The 17,254-nt window shown below is 28.8% G+C and carries 20 protein-coding genes; all 20 read left to right on the top strand.

Annotated features, from left to right (window positions below; genetic code table 11):
* Window positions 1-36 precede the first annotated feature (36 nt).
* The 20 genes from ACKVOV_RS11330 to ACKVOV_RS11235 all read left to right on the top strand — a co-directional run bounded on the left by ACKVOV_RS11330 (window position 37) and on the right by ACKVOV_RS11235 (window position 17,174).
* Window positions 37-1,083 carry a pesticidal protein Cry7Aa gene (locus ACKVOV_RS11330; RefSeq protein WP_409206866.1) on the top strand — a complete coding sequence of 349 codons (1,047 nt, stop codon included), beginning with the start codon at window positions 37-39 and terminating at the stop codon, window positions 1,081-1,083.
* The gene (locus ACKVOV_RS11325; protein WP_409206865.1) at window positions 1,073-3,448 is read left to right on the top strand and encodes a glycosyltransferase; all 2,376 of its coding nucleotides are present in this window, start codon (window positions 1,073-1,075) and stop codon (window positions 3,446-3,448) included. Before ACKVOV_RS11330 ends, ACKVOV_RS11325 begins: the two co-directional genes overlap by 11 nt.
* Window positions 3,449-3,458: 10 nt before the next feature.
* The gene (locus ACKVOV_RS11320; RefSeq protein ID WP_409206864.1) at window positions 3,459-3,608 is read left to right on the top strand and encodes a hypothetical protein; all 150 of its coding nucleotides are present in this window, start codon (window positions 3,459-3,461) and stop codon (window positions 3,606-3,608) included.
* A 13-nt stretch (window positions 3,609-3,621) separates the two neighbouring features.
* Complete coding sequence (locus ACKVOV_RS11315; protein ID WP_409206863.1) at window positions 3,622-4,110, top strand: response regulator; 489 nt, start codon at window positions 3,622-3,624, stop codon at window positions 4,108-4,110.
* A gap of 160 nt (window positions 4,111-4,270) precedes the next feature.
* A complete protein-coding gene (locus ACKVOV_RS11310) occupies window positions 4,271-4,525 on the top strand; it encodes a DUF892 family protein (RefSeq protein WP_409206862.1) in 255 nt (84 codons plus the stop codon).
* Between the two features lie 4 nt (window positions 4,526-4,529).
* Complete coding sequence (locus ACKVOV_RS11305; RefSeq protein WP_409206861.1) at window positions 4,530-5,003, top strand: Dps family protein; 474 nt, start codon at window positions 4,530-4,532, stop codon at window positions 5,001-5,003.
* Between the two features lie 11 nt (window positions 5,004-5,014).
* Window positions 5,015-5,239, top strand: coding sequence for an SHOCT domain-containing protein (locus tag ACKVOV_RS11300; RefSeq protein WP_409206860.1), 225 nt, complete (start codon window positions 5,015-5,017; stop codon window positions 5,237-5,239).
* A gap of 11 nt (window positions 5,240-5,250) precedes the next feature.
* Complete coding sequence (locus tag ACKVOV_RS11295) at window positions 5,251-5,595, top strand: hypothetical protein (RefSeq protein ID WP_409206859.1); 345 nt, start codon at window positions 5,251-5,253, stop codon at window positions 5,593-5,595.
* A 14-nt stretch (window positions 5,596-5,609) separates the two neighbouring features.
* Window positions 5,610-6,026 (top strand): OsmC family protein, encoded by a 417-nt coding sequence (locus tag ACKVOV_RS11290; RefSeq protein ID WP_409206858.1) that lies wholly within the window; start codon window positions 5,610-5,612, stop codon window positions 6,024-6,026.
* 11 nt (window positions 6,027-6,037) lie between these two features.
* Window positions 6,038-6,589, top strand: coding sequence for an NADPH-dependent FMN reductase (locus tag ACKVOV_RS11285; RefSeq protein WP_409206857.1), 552 nt, complete (start codon window positions 6,038-6,040; stop codon window positions 6,587-6,589).
* Window positions 6,589-6,981 carry a hypothetical protein gene (locus ACKVOV_RS11280; protein ID WP_409206856.1) on the top strand — a complete coding sequence of 131 codons (393 nt, stop codon included), beginning with the start codon at window positions 6,589-6,591 and terminating at the stop codon, window positions 6,979-6,981. Before ACKVOV_RS11285 ends, ACKVOV_RS11280 begins: the two co-directional genes overlap by 1 nt.
* Window positions 6,978-8,597 (top strand): murein L,D-transpeptidase, encoded by a 1,620-nt coding sequence (locus ACKVOV_RS11275; RefSeq protein ID WP_409206855.1) that lies wholly within the window; start codon window positions 6,978-6,980, stop codon window positions 8,595-8,597. The genes ACKVOV_RS11280 and ACKVOV_RS11275 overlap by 4 nt, the downstream gene beginning before the upstream one ends.
* A gap of 38 nt (window positions 8,598-8,635) precedes the next feature.
* Entirely contained in the window at window positions 8,636-9,475 is an 840-nt protein-coding gene (locus ACKVOV_RS11270) for a universal stress protein (protein ID WP_409206854.1), read from the top strand.
* Between the two features lie 101 nt (window positions 9,476-9,576).
* Window positions 9,577-10,041 (top strand): ferritin-like domain-containing protein, encoded by a 465-nt coding sequence (locus ACKVOV_RS11265; RefSeq protein ID WP_409206853.1) that lies wholly within the window; start codon window positions 9,577-9,579, stop codon window positions 10,039-10,041.
* A 139-nt stretch (window positions 10,042-10,180) separates the two neighbouring features.
* On the top strand, window positions 10,181-10,672 hold the full coding sequence (locus ACKVOV_RS11260; protein ID WP_409206852.1) for a TspO/MBR family protein: 492 nt from the start codon (window positions 10,181-10,183) through the stop codon (window positions 10,670-10,672).
* Window positions 10,673-10,675: 3 nt separating this feature from the next.
* Window positions 10,676-11,434, top strand: a complete 759-nt coding sequence (locus tag ACKVOV_RS11255; protein WP_409206851.1) for an MlaE family ABC transporter permease — start codon at window positions 10,676-10,678, stop codon at window positions 11,432-11,434.
* Between the two features lie 4 nt (window positions 11,435-11,438).
* Complete coding sequence (locus tag ACKVOV_RS11250) at window positions 11,439-12,173, top strand: ABC transporter ATP-binding protein (protein ID WP_409206850.1); 735 nt, start codon at window positions 11,439-11,441, stop codon at window positions 12,171-12,173.
* Window positions 12,174-12,190: 17 nt separating this feature from the next.
* Window positions 12,191-13,150: an MlaD family protein gene (locus ACKVOV_RS11245; RefSeq protein WP_409206849.1), complete on the top strand. Its 960-nt coding sequence runs from the start codon at window positions 12,191-12,193 to the stop codon at window positions 13,148-13,150.
* A gap of 188 nt (window positions 13,151-13,338) precedes the next feature.
* A complete protein-coding gene (locus ACKVOV_RS11240) occupies window positions 13,339-15,096 on the top strand; it encodes an Ig-like domain-containing protein (protein ID WP_409206848.1) in 1,758 nt (585 codons plus the stop codon).
* A 65-nt stretch (window positions 15,097-15,161) separates the two neighbouring features.
* Window positions 15,162-17,174: an OmpA family protein gene (locus ACKVOV_RS11235; protein WP_409206847.1), complete on the top strand. Its 2,013-nt coding sequence runs from the start codon at window positions 15,162-15,164 to the stop codon at window positions 17,172-17,174.
* Window positions 17,175-17,254 lie beyond the last annotated feature (80 nt).

Genomic DNA, 17,254 nt, shown 5'->3' with positions numbered 1-17,254 from the left:
ATTATTTACAAGTAATTAATTTTTAAATGATTAGCTATGTTAAATGTTAAAAAAGAAGGAGTTATTTTAGAAAAAACAACATTAGATTTTGAAAATGAAGGCGTACTCAACCCAGCTGCTATTAAAGAAGGTGATTTTGTTCATTTATTTTACCGAGCAGTACATAAAGGAAATCATTCTAGTATTGGTTATTGCAAATTAAAAGGTCCACTTCAAATAGAAGACCGTCATTACAAACCTATTTTAGTTCCTGAATTTGATTATGAATCACATGGCATTGAAGATCCACGAATAGTAAAAATTGAAGAACTATATTATTTAACTTATACTGCTTTTGATGGAGTAAATGCATTAGGTTGTTTGGCAACTTCTACAGATTTAGTACATTTTGAAAAAAGAGGTATTATAGTTCCGCAAATAACTTATGAAGAATTTAATAAGTTGTCTAACACAAATCCTTCAATGGATTCAAAATATTTTAGATACAATCAACACAATGGAATATTAGAAAAAGATGGAATAGAAATGCTTGTTTGGGATAAAAACGTAATTTTTTTTCCAAGAAAAATAAACAATAAACTTTATTTTATGCACCGTATTCGCCCTGAAATTCAAATCGTGGTGGCTATTGATAAATTAGAAGATTTAACACTTTCTTTTTGGCAAAATTACTTTCTTCATTTTAATGAGTTTGTATTGCTTTCTCCAAAATATGACCATGAGATAAGTTACTTAGGAGGTGGTTGTCCTCCAATTGAAACAGAATTTGGATGGTTATTAATATATCACGGAGTGAAAGATAGTTTAAATGGTTATGTTTATTCTGCTTGTGCTGCACTTTTAGATTTAGAAAATCCTCAAAAAGAAATTGCCCGATTACCTTATCCTTTATTTAAACCCGAATATGTTTGGGAATTGAAAGGAGAAGTAAACAACGTATGCTTTCCAACAGGAGCAGTCGTTTTTGATGATAAATTATATATTTATTACGGAGCTGCCGATGAGAGAATTGCTTGTGCATCTGTCTCTTTACCAGAATTGTTATCAGAATTAATGCTTAATAAAAAGGAAAATGGAAACTAAAGTAACAAATACCAAAAGAAATGAATTTTCAAAAAAGATACAATCTAAAAGTAATAATCATTTCAAATCTAATATTCAGAAAAATGAAGATAAGTTGTCTGAAATTTTATTTATTACATCATATCCGCCTCGCGAATGTGGCATTGCTACTTATTCCGAAGATTTAATTAAGGCATTAAATAACAAATTCCAAAGATCTTTTAGTATCAAAATTTGTGCTTTAGAATCTGAATTCGAAAAGCACAATTATTCGAACGAAGTAAAGTATATTTTAGAAACTGATAAACAAAATTCATATCTGCAATTAGCTGAAGACATTAATGAAAATAAAAGTATTTCGATGGTTCTAATTCAACATGAATTTGGATTGTTTAGAACAAATGAAGAGGATTTTATTCAATTTTTAAAATCATTAAAAAAGCCTATCGTTGTTGTTTTTCATACTGTTTTGCCTAATCCTAATTTAACAATACAAAAAATGGTGCAGGAGATAGACAATTGCACTAATTCGTTTATTGTAATGACAAAAGCTTCATCAAAAATATTAGTTGAAGATTACCAGATTGATCAGGATAAAATTTCAGTAATTCCTCATGGAACACATTTAGTAGAACATTCAAATAAAGATGTTTTGAAAGAAAAATATGGTGTTGCTGGAAGAAAAATAATTTCAACTTTTGGTTTGTTAAGCTCAGGAAAATGTATAGAAACTTCTATAAATGCTTTACGAACAATAGTAAAGAAGCATCCAGATGTATTGTTCTTAGTAATAGGAAAAACGCATCCAACTGTTGTAAAAAATGAAGGAGAAAAATATCGCGAAAATCTTGAAGCAAGAATTACCGCTTTACAATTGAATAAAAATGTGAAGTTTATCAATCAATATTTGCCATTAGATGAATTACTTGAATACTTACAATTAACAGACATTTATTTATTTACATCTAAAGATAGAAATCAGGCAGTTTCTGGAACTTTTTCGTATGCAATTAGTTGCGGTTGTCCAATTATTTCGACACCCATTCCGCATGCTGTCGAAGTTTTGGAAAACGGAACAGGTATAATTATCGATTTCGAAAATCCGAAACAATTAGCAGAACAAGTTAGTCATTTGCTAGATGATGAGCAACTTAGAAAAGAAATTTCATCAAACGGAATCCACAAATTAGCACCAACTGCTTGGGAAAATTCAGCAATTGCTCATGCGCTATTATTCGAAAATATTAGTAATAAAAATATCGAATTACATTATAAAATTCCAGAAATAAATCTAAATCATTTTAAAAATTTAACAACAAAATTTGGAATGATTCAGTTTTCTATAATCAATCAGCCTGATATTAATTCTGGTTATACACTTGATGATAATGCGCGTGCATTAGTTGCCATGTGTCAACATTTCGAACTAAAAAATGATGAGAATGATTTAGTATATATTAATAAATTTTTCAATTTTATTAGATTCTGCTTGCAACCAGAAGGCTATTTTTTGAATTATGTAGATGAGAATAAAAAATTTACAAAACAAAACTCTGAAAATCTTGCCGATTCTAACGGAAGAGCCATTTGGGCATTAGGATATTTGGTTTCAATAAGTGATTTATTGCCAACTGAACTGGCTGATAATGCTAAAAAAACATTGCAATTATCATTGGGTAATGTTTGCAAAATTCATTCGCCACGAGCTATGGCATTTATAATAAAAGGAATTTATTATAATAATATTAAAAATTACTCTGAAGATAATATAAATATTTTAAAGCATTTAGCTGATAAATTAGTCCAAATGTACAAGCACGAAAATGATGAAAATTGGCATTGGTTTGAAAGTTATTTAACCTACGGAAACAGCATTTTGCCTGAAGCAATGCTGTGTGCTTTTTTAGCTACTAATAATCAGGTTTACAAAGAAATTGCTAAAACTTCATTCGATTTTTTATTATCTAAAATATTCAAAAATAATGTTATAAAAGTAGTTTCTAATAAAGGTTGGCTACATAATAATAACGAATTGCATCAGGAAATAATAGGAGGGGAACAGCCTATAGATGTGTCATATTCAATAATAGCATTAAGTAAATTTTATGATGCTTTTCATGAAGAAGATTATTTGCAAAAAATGGAAATAGCTTTTAGTTGGTTTTTAGGTAAAAACCATTTAAATCAAATTATATATAACCCTTGTACAGGTGGTTGTTATGATGGTTTAGAAGATACTTATATCAATTTAAACCAAGGAGCAGAATCGACAGTAAGTTATCTGATGGCAAGATTAACTATCGAAAAATATATAAAAGTTAAAGTAAAAAAAACTCCACAAAAGTATTCAAAATCAAGTCTCATAAATCAAGAAGTAATCTCATAAAATATAAATTATGGCAATTAAAAAACAACATACAATAGCACCTAAAAAAAGTGATGCTAAGAAAAAAACAGAGGCTTCAAATTCTAAAACAAAATCTGATAATTCTAAACAAACAATTAAAAAAAAATTGAATGAATTTGGTGACAACGATTCATTTTAAATAATTATAAATTATGACAAATCAAACTCAAAACTTGTTTATCGTCGAAGATAATCTTGAAAATTCATTGAAATTACATCAGTTTCTTGAAAAACGATTCGGAACCATTTTTAATATTTCAACTTTTACAGATTCTGTTAAAGCATTATCAAAAGTAGATGAAAACACTAGTATAGTCGTATTAGATTATGATTATTTTGGAGATGAAGGCACTAAAATTGTGAACTTTATTAAAAATATTAATCAAAAAACTAAAGTAATAATTCTCTCTAATAATGAGGATATTGGTAATGCGATTGATCTACATAAAAAAGAAGGTGATGGGTACTTGTTGAAAGAGAAAGGAATAAAAAAGAAATTAAGTGCTACAATTTTTGAAGTAATTACTTATCCAGTAAAATATTTAGAACTGAGATATGGTGTAAGTCAGTTTTTTATATACTTAATTTTTTTATTTGTGGTTGTAGGCATTTTAGTTTTTTTAGGAATGAAAACAATCTAATAGAAAATCTATGAATATTATAACATTATCAAATAGTTGTATAACAAATTAACTCTTTGATTGTGACAACTTTGTATTAATGTAAATGTTGTTGCAAAAATAAATACCAACAAAATTTAGAAAATAAATAGTCTAATTCTTTAATGAAAAATAAAAAACAATGACAATAAATAATCATATTTTATCGAAAACTAACAATGATGTTTCAAGCGATAATTGCAATGTTTTTGTTGATGAATTAATGACAATTTATAACTCAGAAAAGAGACTAAATTTATCATTACCTAAAATGATCTTAAATGCGAAGTCCCCCGAAATCGTTAAAGCATTAACTATTCATTTAAAATTTACACAAGAACATTTGTTAAGATTAGAAGAACTTTTCACTAGTATAAATCAACCTTTAGAACCTTAAAAATATGATACCAAAAATTGGAATATCCGAAGTGCATTTGCATAAAAATATTAATTTACTATCCGTTATTTTATCTGATGAAATGACATTATACATAAAAACTAGAAAGTTTCATTGGAATGTTGCTGGAGAAAGTTTTATGGAATTACACAAACTATTCGAAAAACAGTATTCAGAATTAGAACAAGTAATAGATGAAGTTGCTGAAAGAATAAACAAATTAGGCGGCAAAACTATTGGGACAATGAATGAGTTTACTTTACTTTCTCGAATTGTAGAACATCCAAACAAATATCCTGTTCAAGAAGCCATGATTTCTGAACTCTTATCAGATCATGAAATACTAATTGCCGAATTACGCAAAGACATTGACATTTGTATTGATGAAAGTCATGATGCAGGAACTGCCGATTTACTTACAGGGATTTTACAACAGCATGAAACGATTGCTTGGATATTAAGACGTTATTTAAATTAAAAAATATAATTATGAATTACGAAAATTATTATTGGGGAATGAATATCATTTGGTGGGTTTTATGGGTAATCTTATTATTTTGGATTTTCGCAATTCCTTACGATATTCCTGGTCAAAGACGTAAAAAAGATACTGCTTTTGATGTTTTGCAAAAAAGATATGCAAATGGACAAATAACAGAATCTGAATATTATGATAAGAAAAAAATTCTAGAAGAAGAATTGAAAAAATCTTAAATTTTTATAAAATGAAAAAGAAAGAAAAATTTCCGAAAGCATCAAATGAACAGTTAGAAAATAAAGATGGTTATCCTAAGTATCCTGAAAGTGAAGATATTTATAACAAATTTGATAAAGAATTTGATATAGATCCAGAAAATATTTCTAAAAAGAAAGAAATTATTAAAATTGATAAAATTCCTACTTGGAATGAGAAAAATTTTAATCAAGATAAATCTGGTAGTGATTTAGATATTCCAGGTTCTGAGCTTGATGATGATCAAGAAAATATAGGAAGTGAGGACGAAGAAAATAATTCTTATAGTATTGGAGGAGATAATCACAATGACTTAGAAGAAGATAAAGGACAATAAATTAAGAAAAAATCATGATAAGAACTGCAAAAGCACATTGGGAGGGAAACCTCAAAGAAGGAAAGGGAACATTATCTACTCAAAGTGGCGTTCTAGAAAACACAAATTATAGTTTCAAAACTCGTTTCGAAGAAGGAGAAAAAGGTACAAATCCTGAAGAATTATTAGCAGCAGCACACGCAGGTTGTTTTACAATGGCAGTTTCATCAATGCTTAATGCAAAAGGAATTACCGCTAATAAATTAGATACAGAAGCTACTCTTACAATGGAAGGATTAAATATTACTGGAATTCATTTAAATATATCAGGAGCTATTCCAGGTATAAATGCAGAAGAATTTGCAACGATTACTAAAGATGCCGAAAAAAATTGCTTAATTTCTAAAGCTTTGAGTATTCCTATAACTTCGGAAGTTCATTTCGAAATTTAAAAATATAAAAAATGTATCATATTTCAATCATATCATCTAGTATTAGAATAGATAGAAAAAGCCATAACGTTGCTCTTTATTTTCAAGAATACTTGAAAACAAATAAGTTAGCAACTGCTGAAATTTTAGACTTGAAACAATACAATTTTCCCGTTTTTGATGAAAGATTAAAAAATCAAAAATCACCAAGTTTAGAAGCACTTGAATTCAAAAATAAAATAATTGCATCAGATGCAATTATTATTGTTTCACCAGAATATAACGGAAGTATTCCTGCTAGTCTAAAAAATGTTATCGATTTATTATATGAAGAATGGCAAAATAAGATTATTGCTTTTTCTACAGTTTCATCTGGAGATTTTGGCGGTTTAGAAGCATTAACACACTTGCAATTTATATTTTGTAAAATAGGATCTATTTGTATATCTAAAAATTTTCCAGTATCTAAAGTTGAAGAAAAATTTGATAATTTTGGAAAACCAACAAACAAGAAAGAAACTGATGATTTTGCTAAAATTTTTATAGATGAATTTTTGAAATGTATTGAAGCAAGTAAAAAATAATGAATTTATATATTCAAATAATCTGGCTTTTTGTACTTGCAATTCCTATTGCATGCGTAGCTTGGACAGTTACACACGAAGAAATTTTTAGAGAACCACGGAATTTTTGCATTAATAAAAGTCAAAATTCTAAAACATTATTTACTCGAAAAATATTCTATCTTTTTACTTGTGAATATTGTTTTAGTCATTACGTGAGTTTATTTTTTATCATTTTTTCTGATTATAAATTGCTATTAGATGATTGGAGAGGTTACATAATTGCCTTGTTTTCATTGGTTTGGATTGCTAATGTTTACATGAGTATTTTTGCATTTATTAGGCAAGACATTAAAAAAGAAAAATACGAAATCGAAGAAATTCAAAGTCATACAAATAAAGCTGTTAAATGAAAAATGTCCTAAACATAATTTTTATTTTGGTTCTTTTTTTTAGTTGTAAAAAAGAACCAAAAATAAATGCGTTAACAATAAATCCAAGTCAAAATTATACCGATTTATTTCTTAATGAATCGACTATCAATTCGTTTTTTAAATCCAATCCTGAAAATGAAAATATTGTAAAAGAAGTTAATTTATTTTATAAAAATAGAAACTTTCAATATGCTTGGTTCAGTAAAAATGGAATGATACAAGCAGTATCAAATTTTCAAAATCAATTACAAAATTATAGTAATGATTTTAATGATAAAACTTTAAATAATGCACAGTTAGATTCTTTAATAAAAATTAATAAAGATAGAGTAGAAATTGATGAAAAAGAGCGTGAAAAATTAGAATTAATGCTAACAACCACTTTTTTTAAATACTCTGAAAAAGCTTTTTCAGGAGTAAATAAAAATGCGCATCAACTCGATTGGTTTATTCCCAGAAGTAAAAAAAATCTTCAAATCTTGTTAGATTCTTTGATTTTAAAGAATGAAAATGATAAAACTTATGAACCTGTAAACCTATATTATTCTAAGTTAAAAGAAAAACTTAGGTTGTATAGAGACATTCAAAAAAAGGGAGGTTTTCCTATTATTAAAACAAACATAAAAACATTGTCTGTAACAGAATCTGATTCTTGTTTGTTACAGGTAAAAGAGCGTTTATTTTTGTCAGGAGATTTAAAGGTAAATGATAAAACAATTCTTTTCTCTAATAGTTTAGAAACAGCAATTTCTAATTTTCAACAACGATTAGGCTTAACTGAGAATGGAAAATTAGATACTAAAACTTTAGAAGAATTAAACAAAACTGTCGATTTTCGTATAAAACAAATGCTGGTAAATCTCGAGCGTTTACGATGGGTTCCTGTCGAGATTGAAAATGATTATTTACTAGTTAATATCCCTGAATATAAATTGCATGTTTTTGAAAACAAAAAATTACTTTGGGAAACCAATGTGGTGGTTGGGAAAGAAGCCAAGCAAACTAGTATTTTTAAAGGTAATATTTCTAGAATTATACTTAATCCGTATTGGAATATCCCAAATAGTATCATCAATAAAGAGATTTTACCTCATTTGAAGCGCAATGCTAATTATTTGTCTAGAAATAATATGGAAGTCGTTTCTAATACTGGCAAGGTAATTAATGCTTCAACAATTAATTGGCATAAATATTCTAAAAATGTACCGTTTATCATTAGACAAAAACCAGGTGATAATAATTCTTTGGGTAAAATGAAGTTTCTTTTCCCAAATAGTTTTAGTATTTATTTACATGATACTCCATCGAAAGAATTGTTTAATCAAAATAAGAGAGATTTTAGTCACGGTTGTATACGTGTTGAAAATCCAAAAAAATTAGCCTTTTATTTACTAAAAAACGACAAAAATTGGAGTCAAGAAAAAGTAGATGAAGTATTAAAAACTAAAAAAGAAACTGGAATTCCAGTAAAACCTAATATGCCAGTTTATATTGCCTATTTTACAGCATGGGTAGATAGTAATGGAAATCTAAATTTTAGAAAAGATATTTATAATTTAGATGATGAGTTAGCAAAAGAAATTTTTGCAGAGTGATTTTTTATAAGAGTATTAAATTCTAAAAATAAATAATTATGAACAAAATAGTAGTAACCACAGATTTTTCTGTCAATTCTAAAAAAGGAATTCTTTTTGCAATGCAATTAGCAACGCAAACCCAATGTGAACTTATTTTTTATAATGTTGTAACAATTTTTAGACCATCTATTTGGGATAATGCGTATTATAATCAATTTGAATCCAATGAAATAGAAAGAAGCCAGAAATTTCTAGAAAAATTTATTAGTGATATATACCATCAAACTAAAATTAAAAAAGCAGAATATAAGTGTGTTTGTGATGTAGGAATAGTAGCGAGTAATCAAATTATCGAATATGCAAAAACTATTAATGCCAAGTATATTTGTGTGAGTACTGTAGGAGCTGGAAAATTAAATCAATTATTTGGAACTACTGCATCAGAATTGATAAGCTTTTCTCCAACTCCAGTAATAATTGTACCAAAAAATTATCGAGTTAAACCCATTAATTCTATATTTTTTGCGTCTGATTTTAAAAATTTTGATGAAGAATTTAAAAAAATAGAAACGTTTATCAATCCGTTAGAAGCTAAACTAAATGTTTACCATTATGATTACAAATCATTTTTTGAAATGAATAAGAATAAGTTTAGCAAATTAACAAAAAGCCATGAATCAAAAAATATCAAATTTTATTTGCGCCCATTAGATTCTGGAAAACCACTTTTGGATCATTTAGAAAAAGATATTTTAAAAGCAAAACCTTCTATGGTAGTGCTTTTTACAAAACAAAACCGCAATTGGTTTAGTCGATTGTTTTTATCTAGTTTATCTGTCGAATTAGCATTTGATACTAAAACGCCAATGCTTGTTTTTAAGAAACATATTACATAAATATGTGAATATTATAACTTATTTGTAAAGTTATGTAACACGTTTACTATCTATTATTAAGACTTTTACAGTGTAAAACATTCACAATTAAAAATAATAAAATGGATAATGCAAAAACAATTGAAGCATTCAATACGCTAATCGTAATTAACAACGATAGGATTGAAGGATACAAAACTGCAGAAGCAGAAGCGAGAGAAACAGATTTGAAAATGCTTTTTTCTGACTTAATGGAAACAAGCGTACAAAATCGAAAAGAATTGGTTGCAGAAGTAATTAGACTTGGAGGAACTCCTGATGAAGGAACAAGAGTTACAGGTAAATTTTTTCGTGTCTGGATGGACGTAAAAGCGGCTCTAAGTGGTAACGACAGAAAAACAATTTTAGATTCATGTGAGTATGGAGAAGATGTGATTCTTAAAGTTTACAAGAAAATTTTAATTGAAGATCATCAAGATACTAGTTCTACAGAACAAGATTTGTTAAACAAACATTATGCGTTATTAAAATCGGATCATGATAAAGTCAAAGATTTACGTGATTTAATTATTAATGAAAAAAGATAACAGAAGAGTCAATGTTGTTTAGTCAAGAGAAGAAGTTCCTCACCCAAACAGTATGTTTAGGTACTAACAGATAACATTGATATTTTATAGCCTGTAAGATTTTTTAAATCTTACAGGTTTTCTTAATGAATTAAAAAATATGGAAAGAACAATTACTTTATCTACTACTTGGAAATTAATCATTTCTGTTTTAATATGCCAATTGGTTGGAATTGTTTCAGGATTACTAAGTGTAACGCAAAACAATGTATGGTTTGAATCTATTGTAAAGCCATCTTGGAATCCACCAAGTTATATTTTTGGTCCGGTTTGGACAGTTTTATATATATTGATGTCAATATCGTTATGGATCATTTGGAAAAGTAATGTGTATCAACCTATGAAATATGAAGCATTATTATTTTTTGCATCACAATTAGTTTTAAATTTTTTGTGGACTATTATATTTTTCAGATTTCATTGGCCATTAATAGCTTTTATAGATATTGTATTAATGTTCATTCTTATTTTTCTTACTATTTTTCGATTTGTAGAAATTTCTAAAACAGCAGCTTGGTTACTTGTTCCATATATTTCTTGGGTATGTTTTGCTGCAATTTTGAATTATAATCTTTGGAAATTAAATAATTAGACTATGCAAACTTATCTCAAAAATATATTAGAAGACACAGGTAATGTTTCCTTATTTACAGGAAGATTTTTTAAAGAAATTGTAAAACCTCCGTTCCAAATTAATGAATTTATACGTCAGTGTTATGCTATCGGATACAAATCATTACCACTAGTTAGCATAACAGGTTTTATAATGGGATTAGTATTAACTATACAATCAAGACCAACAATGACCAAATTTGGTGCCGAAAGTTGGTTACCAAGTATGGTTTCATTATCATTAATAAGAGAAATTGCACCCGTAATTACAGCTTTAATTTGCGCTGGTAAAATAGCTTCAGGAATTGGAGCAGAACTAGGTTCTATGAAAGTTACGGAACAAATAGATGCTATGGAAGTTTCAGCAGTAAATCCATATAAATATTTAGTAGTAACCAGAATTTTAGCTACAACACTAATGGTGCCTATATTAGTTATTTATGCTGATTTTGTTGGAATTTATGGAGGTTATGTAGGTTACAATGTGAGAGGAAGTATGGGTTTATATCGCTATTTTTCAGATGTTTTTGAACATCTTGAGTTTTTAGATTTAATACCAGCGGTTATTAAAACTTTTTTCTTCGGATTTTTTATAGGATTAATAGGTTGTTATAAAGGTTTTAATGCATCAAAAGGAACTGCAAGCGTTGGTATTGCTGCAAATGAGTCAGTTGTTGCCGCTTCACTTTCCATTTTTATCATAGATATGTTAGCTGTTCAAATAACCGATTTATTCTTTTAGAATTATGAAAAATGAACCTATTATATCCATCAAAAATTTATGGAAAGCATTTGGAAAAAATAAAGTTTTAAAAGGGATAAATCTTACTGTAAACAATGGTGAAAGCTTAGTAATTTTAGGACGATCAGGTTCTGGAAAATCGGTCACTATAAAATGTTTAGTAGGTTTAGTTGAAGCAGACAAAGGTGAAATTAAAGTATTTGGTACAGATATTACAAAACTAAAAAATAATGCACTTAACCCAATTAGAATGAGAATTGGATTTATGTTTCAAAACGGAGCATTATACGATTCGATGTCAGTACGACAAAATTTAGCATTCACATTAAAACACCATACAAGAAATTTATCCGATGAAGAAATTGAGAAACAAATTATTGAAGCATTAGATAATGTAGGACTAAAGGAGGCTATAGACAAAATGCCAGCGGAATTATCGGGAGGAATGCGTAAACGTATTGGATTGGCAAGAACATTAATTATTAAACCTGAAATTATTTTGTATGACGAACCTACATCAGGTTTAGATACAATCACTTCTAGAGAAATAAGCGAATTAATTCTTTCTGTTCAAAAAAAATACAAAACAACATCTATTATTATTACTCATGATATGGATTGTGCAAAAAAGACAGGAAACAGAATTATGATTCTTAAAGATGGTATAATATATGCAGAAGGAACCTACGATGAATTAGAAAAGAGTACTGATGAATGGGTTCGCTCTTTTTTTATTTAATTTAAAAAACAATATTTATGAATAAAAGTTCAAATTATACATGGAAATTAGGAATGTTTGTCATTTTGGGACTAGCATTATTTATAGTTACTGTTTATTTTATAGGGAAAAGCCAAAATTTATTTGGTTCAACATTTCGTTTAAATTCACATTTCAAAAATGTAAGTGGTTTAAAAGTGGGTAATAACGTTCGTTTTTCTGGAATTAATATTGGTACTGTAAAAAAAATCGAATTTATTTCGGATTCTTCGGTGGTTGTTAATTTAATTATAAAAGAAGAAATACAAAAGTTTATTAAAACGGATGCCGTTGCCAGTATAGGATCTGACGGATTAATGGGAGATAAAGTATTAACTATTTCTCCAGGAACATCATCTAATGAAATTGTAAAGGATAATGGAACAATCGCTTCTACAAAAGCTGTTGAATTAGAAGATTTAATGAAAGGTTTGAGAAAAAGTGTCGATAATGCTCAAATTATTACATTGCAACTTTCTGAATTTAGTTTAAAAATTAACAAAGGAAAAGGAGCATTAAATAAGGTTTTGACCGATGAAGAATTTGCAAATGGTATTCAAAAAACCTTGACAAATTTACAGTTAAGTTCCGATGAGTTTCTTGTTTTTACAAAAAACATGAATGATAAAAATGGTACATTATCTAAATTAATGACGAACCCATACTATGCAAATTCTATTGAAAAAACATTATCAAATTTAGAGAAAAGTTCTAATGAATTTGATGCTTTTACTAAAAAGTTAAATAATGATAAAGGAATTTTATCAAAATTAGTAAGTAATGAACGTCTAGCAACATCACTAGATTCTTCACTTACAAATATTGAAAAAGGTTCAAAAAGTTTATTAGAAATAGAAGAAGCAGCCAAACATAATTTCTTGTTGAGAGGGTTTTTTAAGAAAAAGAAAAAAACTGAAGCAAAAAAAGAAAATGAATTGTTATTGAATAAAGATAAATAAAAAAAATAAGATTTATAATCTCAAAAAACCATTAGTGAAAGCTAATGGTTTTTTTATTAATTTACTGTAAGTCAGTTTATTAATGTGTGAATATTGCAACAAATGATAATAATAGTATAACAAAACAATAGGGTAGTCGGCTAACCTTTGTTTAATAATTCTTTAATAATAAATTAAAAAATAATAAAATGAAACAGAAAAAACTATTTACAACAATTGTCTTAACAATTGTTATTTTATTTGGGGCTTGTTCTAAAGATGATTTTCAAGAAACTATAGGAGTTTGCCCAACAGTAATAGGTACTAGTCCACTAAATAGTGAAACAAGTGTATCTCTCAATAAAGTAATTACTGTTACTTTTAATGAGGCAATGAATCCTGCAACTATTACGCAATCATCTTTTACAATAGTAGATGGGACAACACCAATTGCAGGTACAATTTCCTATTCAGGAAATACAGTATCATTTACCCCAACAGGTAATCTTATTGCTAACAAAACTTATGTTGGTAAAGTAACAACACTTGCAAAAGATTTGCGTGGTAATGCTTTGCAGTCTGATTATATTTGGACTTTTAGTACGGGCACAAGCCTATTACCAATTGTTATTACCACAGATCCGGCTAATAATGCAACAGGAGTAGTTTTAAATAAAATTATTAAAGCAACTTTTAATACTCCAATGGATGGAGCGACAATAAACGGAACAACATTTACATTAAAACAAGGTGCAACTTCAATTGCAGGAATAGTTACTTATTCAGGTACTACTGCTTCATTTACACCAACTTTACCACTTACAGCAAATACTGTTTACACAGGAACTATTACTACTGGAGCTAAAAATTTTGCAGGCGTAGCAATTGCTAGTAATTATGTTTGGAACTTTACCACAGGAATAATTTTAGCTCCTATCATTACTATCACAGATCCTTTAAACAATGCAACAGGAGTAGCTTTTAACAAAATAGTTACTGCAACTTTCAATATGCCAATGGATGCCTTGACAATTTCGGCAACTACATTTACTGTGAAAATTGGTTCAACAGCAGTTTTAGGATCAGTTACCTATAGCGGTTCTACAGCAACATTTACTCCTTCAAGTAATCTTCTAGCAAATACTACTTATACTGCGACTGTTACAACTGGAGCTAAAAACGTTGCTGGAATTCCTTTAGCCAATGATTATGTATGGAGTTTCAGTACTATAGTAGTTCCAAATTTAGGAACAGCTTCAATGTTTGGTGCTTTTGGTGGTAATGCAGGAGTTACCAATCAAGGATTAAATACAGTTATAAATAATGGAAGTATCGGTACAACAGCAGCTTCTACTTTAGTAACAGGTTTTCACGATTCAAATGCAATTTATACTGAAACACCTCTTAATGTAGGTAATGTAACTGGAAGTATTAATACGGCCCCACCAGCTCCAGGAACAGCAGCTTCATTTGCTATTGCATCTCAAGGACTACTTGATGCTAACGCCGCCTATTTAAGTATTTCTCCAGCCTCAATGCCTGGTGGTATTGATCCGGGTGCAGGAGAACTTGGAGGCTTAACTTTAGCACCAGGAATTTACAAATCTGCAAGTGGAACATTTAATATATCTAACGGAAACTTAACATTAGATGCACAAGGCAATCCTAATGCAGTATGGATTTTTCAAACTGCTGCAGGACTAACAGTAGGAATTGCTGGACCAACTGGAGCAAAAAGTGTCATAATGATAAATGGTGCTTTACCTAAAAATGTGTTTTGGTACGTAGGAAGTGCAGCAACTATAAATGGTGCTGGAGGCGGAGTGATGACCGGAACTATTATTGCAAATTCTGGAGTTACTTTTTCAACTGCTGGAAATGCCGCTCAAACCGTTTTAAATGGAAGAGCAATATCATTAGTTGCTTCAGTAACTATGGTTAATACAACAGTAAATGTCCCTAATTAATTTTAAAATAAATGATTTATTCTATGCGAATAACTTCAATATTATAACAATAAAATTTAAAAAAAATGAAATCAAATTTTAAATCAATAACAGGATCATGCAAAGCATGGTCCTTAAATAAACTACCAATTAAATATTTTGTTTTAGCTACTTTGGTATGTTTTATAACTCAAAATTCTGTTCAAGCTCAAGAAGTTCAATATACTAAACCATCATGGTGGTTTGGAGCAGCGGTTGGTTCTAATTTTAATTTTTATCGTGGTTCAACACAAGTTTTAAATGAAAATTTTACACCGCCTACAGCATTTCATAACGGTTTTGGAGTTGGATTGTATGCAGCTCCATTTGTAGAATATCACCGTCCAGATTCTTATTTTGGATTTATGTTTCAGACAGGATATGATAATCGAAACGGAAAATTTAGTCAAGTAATTACACCTTGTAATTGTCCTGCAGATTTAGAGGTAAAATTGAGTTATTTTACTATTGAGCCAAGTTTACGATTTACACCTTTTAAATCTAATTTTTATTTATATGGTGGACCAAGATTGGCTTTCAATTTAGATAAGTCATTTACATATCAGCAGGGTAACAATCCTGATTACCCTTTGCAAATAATTAACCCTGATGTAACTGGAGATTTTAGCGATGTTAAAAAAACTATATTTTCAATGCAAATAGGAATGGGTTATGATATTCCAATTGGATCACAAATCAGCAAAACTCAATTTGTACTTTCTCCATTTATTGCTTTTCAACCTTATTTTGGGCAAAATCCACGTTCTACAGAGACTTGGAATTTAACCACAGTAAGAGCTGGATTTGCATTAAAATTTGGAGGTGGTAAAGAAATTGTTACAGATAAAGGGGTTGATGGAGAAGTACAGTTTTCGGTTGGTCAACCCAAAAATGTTCTGGTACAAAATAGTGTGCGTGAAGTTTTTCCACTTCGTAATTATATCTTTTTTAATCTAGGTTCTACTCAAATTCCTGATCGTTATGTTCTTTTGAATAAAGATCAAGTAAAAGATTTTAAAGAAGATCAAGTACAATTTAATACTCCAAAAAATATGTCAGGCAGATCTGAAAGACAAATGCTTGTATATTATAATGTTATAAATATTCTTGGAGATCGTATGCAAAAAAATCCTTCTTCAACCATAAAATTAGTTGGTTCATCAGAAAAAGGACCAGATGATGGTCGTGCAATGGCTCAAAGTGTAAAGGACTATTTAACTTCTGTTTTTAGTATTAATTCTTCTAGAATTGCTATTGAAGGAAGAACAAAACCTGTAATCGCATCAGAACAGCCTGGAGGAAAACTTGAGTTAGATTTGCTTCGTGAAGGCGACAGAAGAGTTACAATTGAAAGTAATTCGCCAGAATTATTAATGGAATTTCGAAGTGGCGATGCGCCATTGAAACCAGTTGAAATAGTTACAGTTGAACAAAACCAAAATATTGATGATATCACTTTTAATAACGTTGGTTCAAAAGAAGCATTTTCAACTTGGATGTTGGAATTGAAAGATGGAAATGGAAAAATTAAAAATTTCGGACCTTACTCTGAAGACAAGATAATTATTTCTAGAAATACTATTCTAAAAAATCAACAACAAGGAAACTTTAATGTTGTAATGGTTGGTCAAACTAAAAGTGGTAAAACAGTTAGAAAAAATGCAACGGTTAGTATTCTTCCTTATGTTGCACCACAAATTCAAGAAAGTATTAGATTTAGTGTTATTTATGAATTTAATGAGTCTAAATCTATAGCAATTTATGAAAAATATCTAACTGAAATTGTAACACCAAAAATACCAGTTGGAGGTACAGTTATTATTCAAGGACATACAGATATTATTGGGGAAGATAATTATAATCAAAAATTATCATTGGCAAGAGCTAATGATGTTAAAACTATTATTGAAAAGAGTTTAGCAAAATTAGGAAGAAAAGATGTTAAATTTGAAATTCATGGTTATGGAGAAGATGCAAATTATTCTTTATTTGAAAATAAATTTCCAGAAGAACGTTTTTATAACAGAACAGTTGTAATTGATATCGTTCGGAATAAATAAATTCTTTAAATACAGATACTAAGGCAGGATAGCAATTAAAAAAAGCTATTCTGCTTTTTTACTAATAATTATACAACTTT

This window comes from Flavobacterium sp. (assembly GCF_046153165.1).
Classification (GTDB): domain Bacteria; phylum Bacteroidota; class Bacteroidia; order Flavobacteriales; family Flavobacteriaceae; genus Flavobacterium.
The sequence above is the reverse complement of the archived record's forward strand: the minus strand, read 5'-3'. Positions and strand labels throughout refer to the sequence as shown.